Here is an 18265-nt window from a genome sequence, read left to right on the forward strand (position 1 = left end):
GCCAATACCTCCCCCATAACAACAGATAGATGCATGTAAGGGATCTACTCGTGACCTACAACAAACTCTATGCCCTGCTTTTAGCATCGGGCCTGGGCGGCTTTGCGCCGCTGGTTCTGGCAGACGATTCCCAGGATGTCGGTTCGGTGCACGTCGCCGGCGAACGTACCCTGGGCACCGGCCACATGATTCAGGAAGAAAGTGCCAAGGCCCGGTCCACGGTGACCAAGGAAGCCATGGACGAAATGTCCCCGACGGCCAACGCCATCGACAAGCTCAAGTACACCCCGGGCATCAACGTTTCCAACGACGACGCCAGCGGCATGAGCGGCACCAGCTTCACCATGCGCGGCATGAACTCCGATCAGGTCGGGGTTTCCATGGACGGCGTGCCGATCAACGACTCCGGCAGCTACGGTGTTTACGCCAACCAATTGGGCGACCCGGAAAACGTCGGCGAAGTATTTGTCACCCAGGGCTCCTCGGAAGCGGACGGCCCACACATTGGTTCCAGCGGCGGCAATATCGGCATGGTCACCATTCGGCCGACCAAGGAGCCGGGGCTGTTCGTCAAGCAATCCATGGGTTCGAACAACCTGACAAAGTCCTTCGCCCGCATCAACACCGGCGACCTCGGCGGCTTCAAGACCTGGGTGTCGGCCTCTCACACCGAGGGCGACAAGTGGCGCGGCAAGGGCTCCTTGCGGGGCGACAAGGTGGAGTGGAGCACGCTGTTCGAAGACGACAACGGCAACACCAGCAACTTCACCATGAAGTACAACACCCAGGAAAACTACAACTACAACACGCTGAGCAAGAGCCAGTTCCAGCAACAGGGCCGCCGCCTGGATTACGCGGAAACGCCGGTCTACAAGAACGGATTGCTGTCGTCTTCCTACAAGCTCAACCGCAACCCATTTGAAAGTGTCATGACCACCTTCACCCAGCGCTGGCGCCTGCGTGATGACCTGGCCCTGACGGTTGCGCCTTACTACTACTGGGGCAACGGCGGCAGTTTCAGCGGCCAGACCGCGACCAACCTGGGGCCGAAGTCCGACAAGAGTGGCAACTACGACCTGAGCAACCTCAAGTCGGCCAACTACTATCGCCCCTCGTGGACCGAAACCTGGCGCCCTGGCGTGACGGTCAAAATGAAATGGGACATCAACGAGGAACACAGCCTGGATTACGGCTACTGGTACGAGCGCGCTCGCCAGCGCCAGACCCAGCCGTATATAGGGATCAACAGCGAAGGTGCACCGGACGACGTCTGGGGCGATTACAACAGCGGCGGCCAGGTGGTCGACAAGAACGGCAAGACTGTCCAGGGGCGCCACCAGTACACCGTGACCCCGGCCCAGAAGCTGTGGGTGCAGGACAGCTGGCAAGCCACGCCAGACCTGAGCTTTGTCGGCGGGCTGGCGTACCAGTACGTCGAACGTGACGGCGACAACCTCGGTAGCCTGTACGACAAGCCGGAAAAGCGTAACGCCCGCTACCATCAGTTCCTGCCGAACTTCAGTGCCAAGTACCAGGTCGACGAGAGCAACCAGGCGTTCTACAACGTCACTCGCAACATGCGCACACCGCAGAACTACGTGCTGTACAACAAGGGTGACTCGCTCAACCTCAACCCCGAACTGAGCTGGAACCAGGAACTGGGCTGGCGCTACACCGAAGAGAAAATGGCCCTGAGCGCCACCCTGTTCTACATCACCTTCAAGGACCGTCAGCTGTCGACCACCGACTTGAACGGTGACTACGTGATGGCCAACGTCGGTGACGTGACCAACAAAGGCCTGGAGTTGGAGTGGAGCGGCCTGCTGCCGTACAACTTCAACTACTACGCGTCGTACACCTATACCAAGTCCGAGCAGCAGGACGACTTTGTCAGCAAGAACGTGTTGTTACCGACCAAGGGCAACCAGTTGGCCAACGTGCCGGAAAACATGCTCAACCTGGTGTTTGGTTACGACGACAAGCGCTACTACGGCAACATTGCCGGCAAGTATGTCGGGGCGTTCTACGGTGATTTGACCAACAACGAGAAAATCTCCGGGCGCACCGTGTTCGACCTCAACGCCGGTATCTACCTGCCGGTGGACAAGAAGGTCTTCAAGTCGGCCGCGCTGCGCTTCTCGATGCTCAATGTGTTCGACAAGGAATACCTGAGCTCGGCGCGCACCGTGTCGTTCAACTCGGCGCCGGTGAATGGCCTGGCGGCCAGTTCGGCGTATTACAACGTGGGTGAAGAGCGTACGGCGATGGTTTCCCTGGAGGCCAATTTCTAACGCGTACGCAAACCCAATGTGGGAGCGGGCTTGCTCGCGAAAGCGGTGGATCAGTCGCCAGATGTATTGACTGAACCAGCGCATTCGCGAGCAAGCCCGCTCCCACATTTGATCTGCGGTATTTTACAGAGTGAGTTACTTCAGGGCCGCCATGATCGCTTCCGGGTTGTAGTCGCGAATCAGCGTGCCGTTCACGTCCACAAACGGAATCCCGCCGCCCCCCAACGCCTCGTACGCCTTGCGCGCCTGGGCGTCCTTCTCGATATCAAACGCCTGGTAGGGAATCCCCTTGGAATCCAGAAAGCGCCGGATCTGTTTGCAGTAGCCGCACCACTCGGTGGAATACAGCACCACGCGCGCTGCCGCGCGTGTCTGCTCCGGCACCACCTGGGAGGGGTTGAACAACCGCTCGATCTTGCCCCAGTTCTGGAAAACCACCACCACCAGCAACACCAGCAGGACTTTCTTCAGAACCCCGCCCAGCATCAGTTGCGACGCTTGAGCTGGTCGGTCAGTTGGGTCGGCAGGCCCTTGATGATCAAGGTGCCGGCGGCTTCGTCGTATTCGATCTTGTCGCCCAGCAGGTGCGCTTCAAAGCTGATGGACAAGCCTTCGGCACGCCCGGTGAAACGGCGGAACTGGTTGAGGGTGCGTTTATCCGCCGGGATTTCCGGCGACAGGCCGTAGTCCTTGTTGCGGATGTGATCGTAGAAGGCTTTTGGCCGATCTTCATCGATTAACCCGGACAGCTCTTCCAGGCCCATCGGCTCGCCGAGCTTGGCCTGGCTGCTGGCGTAGTCCACCAGGGTCTTGGTTTTCTCGCGGGCGGACTCGTCCGGCAGATCCTCGCTTTCAACGAAGTCGCTGAAGGCCTTGAGCAGGGTGCGGGTTTCGCCCGGACCGTCGACGCCTTCCTGGCAGCCGATAAAGTCGCGGAAGTACTCCGAGACCTTCTTGCCGTTCTTGCCCTTGATAAAGGAGATGTATTGCTTGGACTGCTTGTTGTTCTGCCACTCGGACACGTTGATCCGCGCTGCGAGGTGCAGTTGGCCAAGGTCGAGGTGGCGCGACGGCGTCACGTCCAGCTGGTCGGTCACGGCCACGCCTTCGCTGTGGTGCAGCAGGGCGATCGCCAGGTAATCGGTCATGCCCTGTTGATAGTGGGCAAACAGCACGTGGCCGCCGGTGGAGAGGTTGGACTCCTCCATCAGCTTCTGCAGGTGTTCCACCGCAATGCGGCTGAAGGCGGTGAAATCCTTGCCACCGTCGAAATATTCCTTCAACCAGCCACTGAACGGATGCGCGCCGGACTCGGCATGGAAAAAGCCCCAGGCCTTGCCTTGTTTGGCGTTGTAGCTCTCGTTGAGGTCGGCGAGCATGTTCTCGATCGCGGCCGACTCGGCAAGCTCGGAGTCGCGGGCGTGGAGAACTGCAGGGGTGCCGTCGGGTTTTTTGTCGATCAGGTGGACGATGCAATGACGGATCGGCATGGGCTTCTCGGCTGGTTGAAGGGGAGGGGTGGGGCTCCCGGAAAAAGTCGCCAGTGTACCGCACCCGCTGGGGATGGCGCTGTTCGGAGGGCGTTTTGAGCGCCATCCGACGGGCCATATGCCTTTTTTTCACGGTTTAGAGCGATAAAGCTGACCAAATGGGTATGTTGAGGCGGATATTTCCCCGTCTCTGTGCTAGTTTTGCCCCGTCTTACGCGCAGTCTGGGCGTTAAGCGTGCATTCAGCATTTGTCAGGTCGAACCAAACCCGGTTTCAGGTATCTATAACCCCGATCTTCGTGGTTATAGCCCTTGGGTGCCAGGCCTTGATGGCAGGGCTCGATGGCTGACACTGCACTCTGCAATCCAAATGAATTTGATAGGGAAGGAACACCACAATGGCTATTACTAAAGACCAACTGATCGCTGATCTGGCTGAAGCTGTAGACGCACCGAAAACCACCGTGCGTGCTCTGCTGGACCAACTGAGCCAGATCGTTGCTGATCAGCTGGAAAACGGCGGCGAAATCACTCTGCCAGGCGTTGGCAAACTGAAAGTGACCGAGCGTCCTGCCCGTACTGGCCGTAACCCTTCGACTGGCGCTGCCATCGAAATCGCTGCCAAGAAAGTTATCAAGCTGGTTGTGGCCAAAGGCCTGACCGACGCTGTTAACAAGTAAGACGCAGCAAAAAAAACCGTGCTCCGGAGCGATCCGGGCACGGTTTTTTGTTGCCTGCGATTTATCAGTCTTTACGGGCCCAACGCTGGCGCCATACCTGTTGCTCGCTCGGGGTCTGGAACGTCCAGGCGACGAAGCGGCTCTGCTTCTGGCCCTGGGACATTTCCACCACCTGGCTTTCCAGCACACCGGCCTTTTTCAGCGCTGTCTGGATCGCCGGCAAGTTCGACGCTTTCGACACCAGCGTGCTGAACCACAGCACTTTATGCTGGAAATGCGCGCTTTCAGCGATCAACTGCGTCACAAACCGCGCTTCACCGCCTTCACACCACAATTCCGCCGACTGGCCACCGAAGTTCAGCACCGGCAACTTGCGTTTCGGATCAGCCTTGCCCAGTGCTCGCCATTTACGTTCGCTGCCCTTGGTCGCTTCATCCATGGACGCGTGGAAGGGCGGGTTGCACATGGTCAGGTCAAACCGCTCGCCTGGCTCCAGCAAGCCCAGCAGGATCTGCTTGGGGTTGGTTTGCTGGCGCAGCTGGATGGCCTTGTTCAGCCCGTTGGACTGCACGATCGCCTTGGCGGCGGCCACGGCGGTCGGGTCGACTTCCGAGCCGAGGAAGTTCCAGCGGTACTCGCTGTAGCCAATCAACGGATAGACGCAGTTGGCGCCCATGCCGATGTCCAGCACCTTCACCGGCGCGCCACGGGGGATCACGCCTTCGTTGACGCTCGCCAGCAGGTCGGCGAGGAAGTGCACGTAGTCGGCACGCCCCGGTACCGGTGGGCACAGGTAGTCAGCCGGGATATCCCAGTGATTGATGCCGTAGAACGCCTTGAGCAACGCCCGGTTGAACACCCGCACCGCGTCTGGGCTGGCAAAGTCGATGCTTTCCTTGCCGTACGGGTTGATGATCACGAATTGCGCCAGTTCGGGCGTGGTCTTGATCAGCGCCTGGAAGTCGTAACGGCCCTGGTGGCGGTTACGCGGGTGCAAGGTGGCCTCTTTGCGCGGAACGACGGGCTTGGCCGGCGTATTGGATTTTGGCTTCTTGCGCGGTGCTTTGGGTGTGCTGGGGGCGGTCATGGGCTGCGTCGATTCTGCGTTTGTTTCAAAAGTGGCGGGTATTGTCACACATTCCTTGGTCGAACTCGGTCAAATGTGGGAGCTGGCTTGCCTGCGATGCAGGTGACTCGGTGTATCTGCCAGACCGAGGCGATGCCATCGCAGGCAAGCCAGCTCCCACATTGATCGGGTTTCCAAAGAGAAATAGCGGTGTTTTTCCAAGCAAAAAAAAGAGACCCGAAGGTCTCTTTTTCCGCACGGGCAGCCTCTTACAGGCTGGAAATCCGTGCGTGTTGCTCCGCCAGCTTGCCCAAAGCCTGTTCAGCCTCAGCCAGTTTGGCGCGTTCTTTCTCGATCACTTCAGCCGGAGCCTTGTCGACGAACGCCGCGTTGGACAGCTTGCCGCCCACCCGCTGCACTTCGCCTTGCAGGCGCAGGATTTCCTTGTCCAGGCGCGCCAGTTCGGCACCCTTGTCGATCAGGCCGGCCATCGGCACCAGCACTTCCATCTCGCCCACCAGTGCGGTGGCGGACAGCGGTGCTTCTTCGCCAGCGGCCAATACGGTGATCGACTCCAGCTTCGCCAGCTTCTTGAGCAGCGCGTCGTTCTCGGTGAGGCGACGCAGGTCTTCGCTGCTGGCGTTCTTCACGAACACGGCCAGTGGCTTGCCCGGACCGATATTCATCTCGGCGCGGATGTTGCGCGTACCCATCATCAGGGTCTTGAGCCACTCGATATCGCTTTCGGCTGCCTCGTCAATGCGGGCTTCGTTGGCCACCGGCCAAGGTTGCAGCATGATGGTCTTGCCGTCTTTGCCCGCCAGCGGCGCGATGCGCTGCCAGATTTCTTCGGTGATGAAGGGCATGAACGGATGCGCCAGGCGCAACGCCACTTCCAGTACGCGCACCAGGGTTTGACGGGTGCCGCGCTGACGTTCGATCGGCGAGTTCTCGTCCCACAGCACGGGCTTGGACAGTTCCAGGTACCAGTCGCAATACTGGTTCCAGATGAACTCGTACAGGGCCTGCGCCGCCAGGTCAAAGCGGAACTGGTCGAGTTGACGGGTCACTTCGGCTTCGGTGCGCTGCAGCTGGGAGATGATCCAGCGGTCCGCCAGGGACAGCTCGATGGTCTCGCCGTTCTGGCCGCAGTCTTCGCCTTTATCCAGTACGTAGCGCGCGGCATTCCAGATCTTGTTGCAGAAGTTGCGATAGCCTTCGACGCGGCCCATGTCGAACTTGATGTCGCGACCGGTGGACGCCAGCGAGCAGAAGGTAAAGCGCAGGGCGTCGGTGCCGTAGCTGGCGATGCCATCGGCGAACTCGTCGCGGGTCTGCTTCTCGATCTTCTTCGCCAGTTTCGGCTGCATCAGGCCCGAGGTGCGTTTCTGCACCAGGGTTTCCAGGTCGATGCCGTCGATGATGTCCAGCGGGTCCAGGACGTTGCCCTTGGACTTGGACATCTTCTGGCCCTGGCCATCACGCACCAGGCCGTGCACGTACACGGTCTTGAACGGTACCTGCGGGGTGCCGTCTTCGTTCTTCACCAAGTGCATGGTGAGCATGATCATCCGGGCAACCCAGAAGAAAATGATGTCGAAGCCGGTGACCAGCACGTCGGTGGAATGGAATTTCTTCAGGAATTCGGTCTGTTGCGGCCAGCCGAGGGTGGAGAACGTCCACAGGCCCGAGCTGAACCAGGTGTCCAGTACGTCGTTGTCCTGTTGCAGCGCCACGTCCGCGCCAAGGTTGTGCTTGGCACGGACTTCGGCTTCGTCGCGGCCCACATAGACCTTGCCCGACTCGTCGTACCAGGCCGGAATCCGGTGGCCCCACCACAGCTGGCGGCTGATGCACCAATCCTGGATGTCACGCATCCACGAGAAGTACATGTTTTCGTACTGTTTCGGCACGAACGCGATGCGGCCGTCTTCCACGGCAGCGATCGCCGGCTCAGCCAAAGGCTTGGTGGACACGTACCACTGGTCGGTCAGCCAGGGCTCGATGATGGTGCCGGAGCGGTCGCCCTTCGGCACTTTCAGGCCGTGGTCGTCAACGCTCACCAGCAGGCCGGCGGCGTCGAAGGCGGCAACGATCTGCTTGCGCGCTTCGAAACGGTCGAGGCCGGCGTATTCAGCCGGGATCTTGCCGTCGATGCTCTCGTTCAGCGTGCCGTCGAGGTTGAACACCTGGCAGGCTGGCAGAACAGCGGCGTTTTTGTCGAAGATGTTCAGCAGCGGCAGGTTATGGCGCTTGCCAACTTCATAGTCGTTGAAATCGTGGGCCGGGGTGATTTTCACGCAGCCGGTGCCGAATTCAGGGTCGCAGTAGTCGTCCGCGATAATCGGGATGCGACGGCCAACCAGCGGCAGCTCGACGAACTTGCCGATCAGCGCCTGGTAGCGCTCGTCGTTCGGGTTGACCGCGACGGCGGCATCACCAAGCATGGTTTCCGGACGGGTGGTGGCGACGATCAGGTAATCATTGCCTTCGGCGGTCTTGGCGCCGTCAGCCAACGGGTACTTGAGGTTCCACAGGAAACCTTTCTCATCGTGGTTTTCCACTTCAAGGTCGGAAATCGCCGTGTGCAGCTTGGTGTCCCAGTTGACCAGGCGCTTGCCGCGGTAGATCAGGCCGTCTTCATGCAGGCGCACGAAGGCTTCCTTCACGGCTTCCGACAGGCCGTCGTCCATGGTGAAGCGCTCGCGGCTCCAGTCGACGGACGAGCCCAGGCGACGGATCTGACGGCTGATATTGCCGCCGGACTGATCCTTCCATTCCCAGATTTTCTCGAGGAATTTCTCGCGGCCCAGGTCGTGACGGTTCTGGCCGGTGGCTTCCAGTTGGCGTTCCACCAGCATCTGGGTGGCGATACCGGCGTGGTCTGTACCTGGTTGCCACAGGGTGTTGCGACCCTGCATGCGGCGGAAACGAATCAGGGCATCCATGATCGCATTGTTGAAGCCATGGCCCATGTGCAGGCTGCCAGTGACGTTCGGTGGCGGAATCATGATGGTGTAGGCATCGCCCGCGCCTTGCGGAGCGAAATAATTCTCGGACTCCCAGGTCTGGTACCAGGAAGTTTCAATAGCGTGCGGCTGGTAGGTCTTATCCATGCGCGGCGGGACCCTAGTTGGCATTAATTCAGGAAAGCCGACAAGTATAACGGGGGATAGGGGAGAGGGGTAGGAGCGAGCTTGCTCGCGAAAAACCTGAGGGCGGCGCGTTCATTCAGGATGTACGCGTTATCGTTCACGCCCTTCGCGAGCAAGCCCGCTCCCACAGGGGATATGTGTCAGCCTTAGTTCTGGTACTGGCTCAACAACCGCTCCATGCGCGCATCCAGCCGGCGCTTGATCTCGGTTTCGATATGCGGGGCAAAATCGTCGATCACGTCTTGCATGATCAGTTGCGCGGCGGCGCGCAGTTCGTTGTCCAGGTGCAGCAGCAGGGCGTCGGGGGCTTTTTCGGCGGCAGGTACGGCAACAGCCGCAGCCGGCGCAGCTTGTACCACGGGCGTTTCGACAGGTTCCGGCGTAACCGGCTTGCCACCCACCATATCGAACAGCAGGGGAATTTGTACGTCACCGTTGACCGCATCGGTCAGCAATGGCGGTTGCAGGTCATCATCACCGAGCAGCTTGCGGATCGACTCAAGGTCGTCCAGCAGGTGGTCAGAGTCTTTTAGCGGGTTTGGAGTGTCCATCGTGTGCTCAAAGTCGTTGTAGCCGGTGATCTTGCAGAGAATAGCCCTGTTCGCGGTAGAAGCGGAAACTCTCCCGCGCGGCCTGACGAATAGCCGGGTCTTCCACCACCACTTCCGCCACGCGGGCGAAACCCTTGGCGAAGGCCGGTACTTTCAGGTCAAGGTTGACCAGCAGGTCTGTGTGATCGCCGCAGCTGTCGCCCAAACCCAGTACCACCAGGCCTTCCGGTTCTGATTCGGCGGGACCGTGGGGCACGAAGCTTTCGCCCTTGAAGCGCCACAGGCGGGCGTCGAGGTCATCACGCTGGGCGGCATCGCTGCAGTGCAGGTAGATGCGGTGGCCCATGCGCCAGGCTTTTTCGGTGAGCTTGCAGGCAAAGTCCAGGCGCGCGGAAGGATCGGCGCTGGGCAATATATAGAAGTCGACTTGGGTCATTGCGGTTCCTGAGCCCCGGGCGGCTTTACAGGCGCCCGGGGATCTTCAGTTTCAGGCTTTGGCGCGGTCCAGCAGGTACTGGGTCAGCAATGGAACCGGACGGCCAGTGGCGCCCTTGTCCTTGCCGCCGCTGGTCCAGGCGGTGCCGGCGATGTCCAGGTGGGCCCAGTTGAAGTTCTTGGCGAAACGCGACAGGAAGCACGCCGCAGTGATGGTGCCGGCTTTCGGGCCACCAATGTTGGCGATGTCGGCGAACGGGCTGTCCAGCTGTTCCTGATACTCATCGAACAGCGGCAGTTGCCAGGCGCGGTCGTCGGCAGCCTGGCCGGCGCTGAGCAGTTGGCCGATCAGTTCGTCGCTGTTGCCCAGCAGGCCCGACGTGTGGGCGCCCAGGGCAACCACGCAGGCACCGGTCAGGGTGGCGATGTCGATCACGGCTTGCGGCTTGAAGCGCTCGGCGTAGGTCAGGGCGTCGCACAGCACCAGGCGGCCTTCGGCGTCGGTGTTGAGGATTTCCACGGTCTGGCCGCTGAGGGTGGTGACGATGTCGCCCGGACGGGTCGCGCCGCCGCTCGGCATGTTCTCGGCGCAGGCCAGGATGCACACCAGGTTGATCGGCAGCTTGAGTTCCAGCACGGCACGCAGGGTGCCGAACACGCTGGCGGCGCCGCCCATGTCGTACTTCATCTCGTCCATGCCCAGGCCCGGCTTGAGGCTGATGCCGCCGGTGTCGAAGGTGATGCCTTTGCCGACCAGGGCAAATGGCTTCTCGGACTTCTTGCCGCCGTTGTATTGCATCACGATCAGGCGTGGCGGCTGGTCGCTGCCCTGGCCCACGGCATAGAACGAGCCCATGCCCAGTTCCTTGATCTTCTTCTCATCCAGGACTTCGACTTTCAGGCCCTTGAATTCCTTGCCCAGCGCCTTGGCTTGCTCGCCCAGGTAGGTTGGGTGGCAGATGTTCGGTGGCAGGTTGCCCAGGTCACGGGTGAACGCCATGCCGCCGGCGATGGCCTGGGCGTGGGTCACGGCGCGTTCGACTTCAGCCTGGGCCGCCTTGATGGTCAGCAGGGTGACTTTCTTCAGGGCGCGGGGTTCGGCCTTGGTGCTCTTGAACTGGTCGAAGACGTAGCCGCCGTCCAGCAGGCTTTCGGCCAGCAGGCGGGTCTTGCCGTAGCTGTCGCGGCCCTTGACTACGACTTCGTCCAGCGCCAGGGCCGCGTCGGTGCCGCCCAGGCCCTTGAGGGTGTTGAGGATGCCGGCGATGATCTTGCGGAACGGACGGTCGCCCAGTTCGGCGTCTTTACCAACGCCCACCAGCAATACGCGGTCGGCTTTAAGGTTAGGCAGGCTTTGCAGCAGCAGGCTTTGGCCGACCTTGCCGGCCAGGTCACCGCGCTTGAGGACTGCGCTGATGGCGCCGCCGCTCAGTTCGTCCAGTTGCTTGGCGGCAACGCCGAGCTTGCGGCCTTCGCCGACAGCGACCACGAGGGTGGCGGTTTTCAACGTTTCGGGGCTAACGCTTTTTACAACCAGTTCCATTTTCGGGTCCCTTATAAAGGTCAGTGAGCCAGGAGTCTGTACTCCGGCTTGTAAGCTTGGCAGCCTGTAGGCCGCCCGCGACAAAGGCCGCAGTTTGAACCTCGCCGCCCGAGCCTGACAACCCTTGCGGGCAGCTTTGTGCACGCGTATGAGCAAGCTCCGTGACAGGTGCGGTCAATCACAGGATAATGCGCCATCTTTTTAGCCGGCCTGCAGCAATGGGTCGACTCGATATGCTTGCTTGTTTGGCCGCCTTAGCCTGACAACCCTGGAGTGTCTGGTTTGATCGTCTTCCGTTATCTATCCCGCGAAGTCCTGTTGACCCTGAGTGCCGTGAGTGCGGTATTGCTGGTCATCATCATGAGTGGTCGCTTCGTCAAATACCTCGCCCAGGCTGCCTCGGGTGCCCTGGATCCGGGTTCGCTGTTCCTGATCATGGGCTTTCGCCTGCCGGGCTTCCTGCAGTTGATCCTGCCATTGGGCCTGTTTCTCGGGATTCTGCTGGCCTACGGCCGCTTGTACCTTGAAAGCGAAATGACCGTGTTGTCGGCCACCGGCATGAGCCAGCAACGTTTGCTGGCCATGACCATGGTTCCGGCCACCGGTATCGCGCTGGTGGTGGCCTGGCTGAGCTTGAGCCTGGCACCCCAGGGCGCCATGCAGTTCCAGCTGGTGCTGAACAAACAGGACGCCATGACCGAATTCGACACCCTGGAGCCGGGCCGCTTCCAAGCGCTCAACGACGGCACCCGGGTGACCTATACCGAGCAAATGTCGGATGACCGTGCCAACCTGGGAGGGGTGTTCATCTCCCAGAAAAACCTCGGCCAGAACCAGAAAGACCGTGGTATTTCGATTCTGGTGGCCGACAAGGGGCGCCAGGAAGTGCGTCCGGATGGCAGCCGTTACCTGATCCTGGAAGATGGCTATCGCTATGACGGGAGCCCCGGTCAGGCCGATTACCGCGCAATCAAGTACGACACCTATGGCGTGATGCTGGCCCGGCCGGATGTCAGCGATGAGGTCACCGACCGCGACGCGATCCCGACCCCAGACCTGATCGGCAGCAAGGAACTGCGTTCGATCGCCGAGCTGCAATGGCGGATTTCCCTGCCGCTGCTGGTGTTCATCGTGACCTTGATGGCCGTGCCGCTGTCCCGGGTCAACCCGCGCCAGGGCCGCTTCCTCAAGCTGCTGCCGGCGATCCTGCTTTATATGGCTTACCTGACCATCCTGATTTCCGCCCGCGGCTCCCTGGAGAAGGGCAAACTGCCGCCGGCCCTTGGGTTGTGGTGGGTCCACGGGGTCTTCCTGGCCATTGGCCTGGGGCTGCTTTATTGGGAACCGATGCGGTTGAAGATGCGGAGTCGTCGCAGCGTGAAGGAGATGGCCCGTGGTTAAGCTCGACCGCTACATTGGTAGCAGCGTCCTGGTCGCAATCCTTGCGGTATTGGGCATTATTCTAGGGCTGGCCTCGTTGTTCGCCTTCATTGATGAAGTCGGCAACGTCAGCGATACCTACACCGTTACCGACGTCCTGAGCTACGTGGCGCTGACGGCGCCCCGCCGCCTGTACGACATGATGCCGATGGCTGCGCTGATCGGCTGCCTGATCGGCCTGGGCAGCCTGGCCAGCAACAGCGAGCTGACCATCATGCGCGCGGCGGGTGTTTCCATCGGTCGCATCGTGTGGGCGGTCATGAAGCCCATGCTGTTGCTGATGGTCGTCAGCGTGCTGATCGGTGAATACGTGGCGCCTCCAGCCGAGTCCACGGCCCAGGCCAATCGTGCCCTGGCCCAGGGTTCGGGCGATGCCCAGAGCTCCAAGCATGGCCTGTGGCACCGCCAGGGTGAGGAGTTTATCCACATCAACGCCGTGCAGCCGGGTGGCTTGCTGGTGGGTGTCACCCGCTACCACTTCGACAAGGAACGTCACCTGCTGTCGTCGAGCTTCGCCAAACGTGCACAGTACGCCGACGAAAAGTGGCAACTGAGCGATGTGACCACCACCTATTTCCGTGATATCGGCAAGGGTGCGGCATCGACCACCGAAGTGATCAATGTGCCGACGGAGCAGTGGGATATTTCCCTCAAGCCCGAATTGCTGAATACCGTGGTGATGATCCCGGAAAGCCTGCCTATCTCCGGCCTGTGGGGGTATATCCATTACCTCAAGGACCAGGGCTTGAACAACGGCCGTTACTGGCTGGCGTTTTGGGTCAAGGTGTTGCAGCCGGTGGTGACGGCTGCGCTGGTGCTGATGGCGATCTCGTTCATCTTTGGCCCGTTGCGTTCCGTGACCCTCGGCCAGCGCGTGTTTACCGGCGTACTGGTGGGTTTCACCTTCCGTATCGCCCAGGACCTGCTGGGGCCGTCCAGCCTGGTATTCGGTTTCTCGCCGCTGTTTGCGGTGCTGGTGCCGACCGCCATCTGCGCCGTGGCCGGCTTCTGGCTGTTGCGTCGGGCCGGTTGAGCCCGCGCTTATGAACAAAAAATGCCCCGTTCGAACGATCGGGGCATTTTTGTTCTTGGTCGCCATGGATGACGTCTGGTCTGCGCATCAGGTACAATTCCCGGCTATTTTTCAGCGGGCAGTCTGCCTGCAGCCTTTTTGAGTGTTGATCCGTGAGTGATTTGAGTCATATCCGCAATTTCTCCATCATCGCCCACATTGACCATGGCAAGTCGACGCTGGCCGATCGATTCATCCAGATGTGCGGCGGCCTTGCCGAGCGTGAAATGGAAGCCCAGGTGCTGGACTCCATGGACCTCGAGCGCGAGCGCGGGATCACCATCAAGGCCCACAGCGTAACCCTGTACTACACCGCCAAAGACGGTATCAAGTACCAGCTCAACTTCATTGACACCCCGGGTCACGTCGACTTCACCTATGAAGTCAGCCGTTCCCTGGCGGCCTGCGAAGGTGCGTTGCTGGTAGTGGACGCGGGCCAGGGCGTTGAAGCCCAGTCCGTGGCCAACTGCTACACCGCCATCGAGCAAGGCCTGGAGGTGATGCCGGTGCTGAACAAGATCGACCTGCCACAGGCCGATCCGGACCGCGTCAAGGAAGAGATTGAGAAGATCATCGGCATTGACGCCACCGACGCCGTCGAGTGCAGCGCCAAGACCGGCCTGGGCGTCGACGAAGTGCTCGAGCGCCTGGTCAAGACCATTCCGGCTCCCACCGGCAACTACGAAGATCCGCTGCAAGCGTTGATCATCGACTCCTGGTTCGACAACTACCTGGGCGTTGTTTCCCTGGTACGCGTGCGCCACGGCCGTGTGAAGAAGGGCGACAAGATCCTAGTCAAGTCCACCGGCAAGATCCACCTGGTGGACAGCGTCGGTGTATTCAACCCGAAGCACACGGCTACCACTGATCTGAAAGCCGGCGAAGTAGGCTTCATCATCGCCGGTATCAAGGACATCCACGGTGCACCGGTAGGTGACACCCTGACCTTGAGCTCCACCCCTGACGTCGACGTGCTGCCGGGCTTCAAACGCATCCAGCCGCAGGTTTACGCCGGCCTGTTCCCGGTCAGCTCCGACGACTTCGAGGACTTCCGCGAAGCCCTGCAGAAGCTGACCCTCAACGACTCGTCGTTGCAGTACACCCCGGAAAGCTCCGACGCCCTCGGGTTCGGCTTCCGCTGCGGGTTCCTGGGCATGCTGCACATGGAAATCATCCAGGAGCGCCTCGAGCGCGAATACGACCTGGACCTGATCACCACCGCGCCGACGGTTATTTTTGAACTGGCGCTGAAAACCGGTGAAACGATTTACGTCGACAACCCGTCCAAGCTTCCGGATCTGTCTTCCATCGAAGACATGCGCGAACCGATCGTGCGGGCCAATATTCTTGTGCCGCAAGAGCATCTGGGCAACGTCATTACCCTGTGTATCGAAAAGCGTGGCGTACAACACGACATGCTGTTCCTCGGTACCCAGGTGCAAGTGACCTACGATTTGCCGATGAACGAAGTGGTCCTGGACTTCTTCGACCGTCTCAAATCCACCAGCCGCGGCTATGCTTCGCTGGATTACCATTTTGACCGTTACCAATCAGCTAATCTGGTGAAGCTGGATGTACTGATCAACGGCGACAAGGTGGATGCCCTGGCGCTGATCGTGCACAAGGACAACGCGCACTACAAAGGTCGCCAGTTGACCGAAAAGATGAAAGAACTGATTCCGCGCCAGATGTTCGACGTCGCGATCCAGGCCGCCATCGGCGGGCAGATCATTGCACGGACTTCCGTCAAGGCACTCAGAAAGAACGTACTGGCCAAATGCTATGGCGGCGACGTCAGCCGTAAGCGCAAGCTGCTCGAGAAGCAAAAGGCCGGTAAAAAACGCATGAAGCAAGTGGGTAACGTGGAAATTCCACAAGAAGCCTTCCTTGCGGTGCTCAGGTTGGATAGTTAGGTCCTATGTCACTAAATTTCCCGCTGTTGCTGGTCATCGCCGTTGCCGTTTGCGGTCTATTGGCGTTGCTCGATCTGGTGTTCTTCGCCCCGCGTCGCCGGGCAGCCATCGCGTCCTATCAGGGCAGCGTCAGCCAGCCCGATGTGGCGGTGATCGAGAAACTGAACAAAGAGCCGATGCTGGTTGAATACGGCAAGTCGTTCTTCCCGGTGTTGTTCATCGTGCTGGTGCTGCGTTCGTTCCTGGTGGAACCGTTTCAGATCCCTTCGGGCTCGATGAAACCTACCCTGGACGTGGGCGACTTCATCCTGGTGAACAAGTTTTCCTACGGGATCCGCTTGCCGGTGATCGACAAGAAAGTGATCGAGATCGGTGACCCGCAGCGCGGCGATGTGATGGTGTTTCGCTACCCAAGCGACCCGAACGTCAACTACATCAAGCGTGTAGTGGGCCTGCCGGGCGACGTGATTCGCTACACCAGTGACAAGCGCCTGTTCGTCAACGGCGAGTCGGTGGCAGAAAAACTGATCGGTTCCGAGCCGAACACCCTGGGCAGCGCCGAGCTGTACCAGGAAAAACTCGGGGCGGTAGAGCACGAAATCCGCAAGGAGATGAGCCGCTACCGTTCGCCGCCTGACAACCAGTGGACAGTGCCTGCCGGGCACTACTTCATGATGGGCGACAACCGCGACAACTCCAACGACAGCCGCTACTGGGATGACCCGAATATTCCCAAGGACCTGCTGGGCATGGTCCCCGACCAGAATATCGTCGGCAAGGCCTTCGCGGTCTGGATGAGTTGGCCGGAACCCAAGCTCAGCCACTTGCCGAACTTCTCGCGGGTCGGGCTGATCAAGTAATCCATGCGGCGCTGTGAACACAGCGCCGAATGCTTTTCTGGGGCTTGGACAAAACCAGGCCCCATGCAGCAACCACCAGGATTTGAATTTGAACACAGCGTTAATCGTCGCAGGCCACCGGTGCCTCGAACTGAATGTGGGTAAACCGTGAGCGTTTCTCTAAGCCGTCTCGAGCGCCAGCTCGGCTACACCTTCAAGGATCAGGAATTGATGATCCTTGCCCTCACACACCGCAGTTTTGCCGGGCGTAACAACGAGCGCCTGGAATTCCTCGGTGATGCCATCCTCAATTTCGTCGCCGGCGAAGCCCTGTTCAATCGCTTCCCGCTGGCCCGCGAAGGCCAGTTGTCGCGCTTGCGTGCGCGCCTGGTGAAAGGCGAGACCCTGGCTGTACTGGCCCGTGGTTTCGACCTGGGTGATTACCTGCGCCTGGGCTCCGGCGAGCTGAAGAGCGGCGGTTTCCGTCGCGAGTCGATCCTGGCCGACGCCCTTGAGGCACTGATCGGCGCGATCTACCTCGACGCGGGCATGGAAGCGGCCAAGGAGCGCGTCGTCGCCTGGCTGTCGACCGAAATCGAAAGCCTGACGCTGGTAGACACCAACAAAGATCCAAAGACCCGCCTGCAGGAATTCCTGCAGTCCCGTGGTTGCGAGCTGCCGCGTTACGAAGTGGTGGATATCCAGGGTGAGCCGCATTGCCGAGTGTTCTTCGTCGAATGCGAAATCACCTTACTGAATGAAAAAAGCCGAGGTCAGGGTGTGAGCCGTCGTATTGCCGAACAGGTAGCGGCCGCTGCAGCACTGATTGCCCTGGGCGTGGAGAATGGCCATGACTGATTCAACCGCAACTCGCTGTGGCTATGTTGCCATCGTCGGCCGTCCGAACGTGGGCAAGTCCACGTTGCTGAACCACATCCTGGGACAGAAGCTGGCGATCACCTCGCGCAAGCCCCAGACCACCCGCCACAACATGCTGGGCATCAAGACCGAAGGCGCCGTACAGGCTGTCTACGTTGATACCCCGGGCATGCACAAAGGCGGCGAAAAGGCCCTCAACCGCTACATGAACAAAACCGCTTCGGCAGCGTTGAAAGACGTCGACGTGGTGATCTTCGTGGTCGACCGCACCAAGTGGACCGACGAAGACCAGATGGTTCTGGAGCGCGTGCAGTACGTCACCGGCCCGTTGATCGTCGCGTTGAACAAGACCGACCGTATCGAAGACAAGGCCGAGCTGATGCCGCACCTGAGCTGGCTGCAGGAACAACTGCCGAACGCCCAGATCATGCCGATCTCGGCCCAGCACGGGCACAACCTCGAAGCCCTGGAACGTGTGATTGCTGGCTACCTGCCGGAGAACGAACACTTCTTCCCGGAAGACCAGATCACCGACCGCAGCAGCCGTTTCCTCGCCGCCGAACTGGTACGCGAGAAAATCATGCGCCAGATGGGTGCCGAGCTGCCGTACCAGATCACCGTCGAAATCGAAGAGTTCAAGCAGCAGGGCAAGACCCTGCATATCCATGCGCTGATCCTCGTCGAGCGTGATGGCCAGAAGAAAATCATCATTGGCGACAAGGGCGAGCGCATCAAGCGCATCGGCACCGAAGCGCGCAAGGACATGGAATTGCTGTTTGATTCCAAGATCATGCTCAACCTGTGGGTGAAGGTTAAGGGTGGTTGGTCCGATGATGAGCGTGCGTTGCGTTCGTTGGGTTACGGCGACCTGTAACAGGTCTCCGCAACACCGCAGGACAAATGTGGGAGCGG

The 18265-nt window shown here is 60.1% G+C and carries 15 protein-coding genes; 8 read left to right on the plus strand and 7 right to left on the minus strand.

Going from position 1 to position 18265, the window contains the following annotated elements; all coding sequences use genetic code 11:
- The first annotated feature begins 50 nt into the window (after positions 1-50).
- Positions 51-2291, plus strand: coding sequence for a TonB-dependent receptor (locus HX786_RS23845; protein WP_178912670.1), 2241 nt, complete (start codon positions 51-53; stop codon positions 2289-2291).
- Between the two features lie 135 nt (positions 2292-2426).
- Here HX786_RS23845 and HX786_RS23850 read toward each other — a convergent pair whose 3' ends face one another.
- On the minus strand, positions 2427-2777 hold the full coding sequence (locus HX786_RS23850; protein WP_003212747.1) for a glutaredoxin family protein: 351 nt from the start codon (positions 2775-2777) through the stop codon (positions 2427-2429).
- The gene (gene yejK, locus HX786_RS23855) at positions 2777-3781 is read right to left on the minus strand and encodes a nucleoid-associated protein YejK (protein WP_003212745.1); all 1005 of its coding nucleotides are present in this window, start codon (positions 3779-3781) and stop codon (positions 2777-2779) included. Before yejK ends, HX786_RS23850 begins: the two co-directional genes overlap by 1 nt.
- A gap of 397 nt (positions 3782-4178) precedes the next feature.
- Between yejK and HX786_RS23860 the strand changes: the two genes are divergently transcribed.
- Entirely contained in the window at positions 4179-4460 is a 282-nt protein-coding gene (locus HX786_RS23860) for an HU family DNA-binding protein (RefSeq protein ID WP_003212743.1), read from the plus strand.
- A 64-nt stretch (positions 4461-4524) separates the two neighbouring features.
- Here the strand turns inward: HX786_RS23860 and rlmF are convergent, their stop codons facing one another.
- From rlmF to HX786_RS23885, 5 genes are all read right to left on the minus strand, one after another.
- On the minus strand, positions 4525-5547 hold the full coding sequence (gene rlmF, locus HX786_RS23865) for a 23S rRNA (adenine(1618)-N(6))-methyltransferase RlmF (RefSeq protein ID WP_087695168.1): 1023 nt from the start codon (positions 5545-5547) through the stop codon (positions 4525-4527).
- Positions 5548-5795: 248 nt separating this feature from the next.
- Positions 5796-8642, minus strand: a complete 2847-nt coding sequence (locus HX786_RS23870) for a valine--tRNA ligase (protein WP_102368158.1) — start codon at positions 8640-8642, stop codon at positions 5796-5798.
- A 185-nt stretch (positions 8643-8827) separates the two neighbouring features.
- Positions 8828-9232 carry a hypothetical protein gene (locus HX786_RS23875; RefSeq protein WP_003210448.1) on the minus strand — a complete coding sequence of 135 codons (405 nt, stop codon included), beginning with the start codon at positions 9230-9232 and terminating at the stop codon, positions 8828-8830.
- A gap of 7 nt (positions 9233-9239) precedes the next feature.
- Positions 9240-9668 (minus strand): DNA polymerase III subunit chi, encoded by a 429-nt coding sequence (locus HX786_RS23880; RefSeq protein WP_102605183.1) that lies wholly within the window; start codon positions 9666-9668, stop codon positions 9240-9242.
- A gap of 51 nt (positions 9669-9719) precedes the next feature.
- Positions 9720-11210: a leucyl aminopeptidase gene (locus tag HX786_RS23885; protein WP_003210444.1), complete on the minus strand. Its 1491-nt coding sequence runs from the start codon at positions 11208-11210 to the stop codon at positions 9720-9722.
- Between the two features lie 282 nt (positions 11211-11492).
- Between HX786_RS23885 and lptF the strand changes: the two genes are divergently transcribed.
- The 6 genes from lptF (at position 11493) to era (ending at position 18227) form a co-directional block, all read left to right on the plus strand.
- On the plus strand, positions 11493-12611 hold the full coding sequence (gene lptF, locus HX786_RS23890) for an LPS export ABC transporter permease LptF (protein ID WP_003210442.1): 1119 nt from the start codon (positions 11493-11495) through the stop codon (positions 12609-12611).
- Positions 12604-13683, plus strand: coding sequence for an LPS export ABC transporter permease LptG (gene lptG, locus HX786_RS23895; RefSeq protein WP_003210440.1), 1080 nt, complete (start codon positions 12604-12606; stop codon positions 13681-13683). Before lptF ends, lptG begins: the two co-directional genes overlap by 8 nt.
- 152 nt (positions 13684-13835) lie before the next feature.
- On the plus strand, positions 13836-15635 hold the full coding sequence (lepA, locus tag HX786_RS23900) for a translation elongation factor 4 (protein ID WP_003210439.1): 1800 nt from the start codon (positions 13836-13838) through the stop codon (positions 15633-15635).
- Between the two features lie 5 nt (positions 15636-15640).
- Positions 15641-16495, plus strand: coding sequence for a signal peptidase I (lepB, locus tag HX786_RS23905; RefSeq protein ID WP_003210437.1), 855 nt, complete (start codon positions 15641-15643; stop codon positions 16493-16495).
- A gap of 147 nt (positions 16496-16642) precedes the next feature.
- Entirely contained in the window at positions 16643-17332 is a 690-nt protein-coding gene (gene rnc / locus HX786_RS23910; protein WP_178912671.1) for a ribonuclease III, read from the plus strand.
- The gene (gene era / locus HX786_RS23915) at positions 17325-18227 is read left to right on the plus strand and encodes a GTPase Era (protein ID WP_003210432.1); all 903 of its coding nucleotides are present in this window, start codon (positions 17325-17327) and stop codon (positions 18225-18227) included. The genes rnc and era overlap by 8 nt, the downstream gene beginning before the upstream one ends.
- Positions 18228-18265 lie beyond the last annotated feature (38 nt).

This window comes from Pseudomonas sp. 21615526, from assembly GCF_013386245.1.
Lineage (GTDB): Bacteria > Pseudomonadota > Gammaproteobacteria > Pseudomonadales > Pseudomonadaceae > Aquipseudomonas.

Bases quoted from the DNA above. Each gene is read 5' to 3' on its own strand.
- HX786_RS23880 (WP_102605183.1), bottom strand. From the start codon at position 9,668: ATGACCCAAGTCGACTTCTATATATTGCCCAGCGCCGATCCTTCCGCG.
- yejK (WP_003212745.1), bottom strand. From the start codon at position 3,781: ATGCCGATCCGTCATTGCATCGTCCACCTGATCGACAAAAAACCCGAC.
- HX786_RS23850 (WP_003212747.1), bottom strand. From the start codon at position 2,777: ATGCTGGGCGGGGTTCTGAAGAAAGTCCTGCTGGTGTTGCTGGTGGTG.
- rlmF (WP_087695168.1), bottom strand. From the start codon at position 5,547: ATGACCGCCCCCAGCACACCCAAAGCACCGCGCAAGAAGCCAAAATCC.
- HX786_RS23875 (WP_003210448.1), bottom strand. From the start codon at position 9,232: ATGGACACTCCAAACCCGCTAAAAGACTCTGACCACCTGCTGGACGAC.
- HX786_RS23885 (WP_003210444.1), bottom strand. From the start codon at position 11,210: ATGGAACTGGTTGTAAAAAGCGTTAGCCCCGAAACGTTGAAAACCGCC.
- HX786_RS23860 (WP_003212743.1), top strand. From the start codon at position 4,179: ATGGCTATTACTAAAGACCAACTGATCGCTGATCTGGCTGAAGCTGTA.
- era (WP_003210432.1), top strand. From the start codon at position 17,325: ATGACTGATTCAACCGCAACTCGCTGTGGCTATGTTGCCATCGTCGGC.
- HX786_RS23870 (WP_102368158.1), bottom strand. From the start codon at position 8,642: ATGGATAAGACCTACCAGCCGCACGCTATTGAAACTTCCTGGTACCAG.
- lepB (WP_003210437.1), top strand. From the start codon at position 15,641: ATGTCACTAAATTTCCCGCTGTTGCTGGTCATCGCCGTTGCCGTTTGC.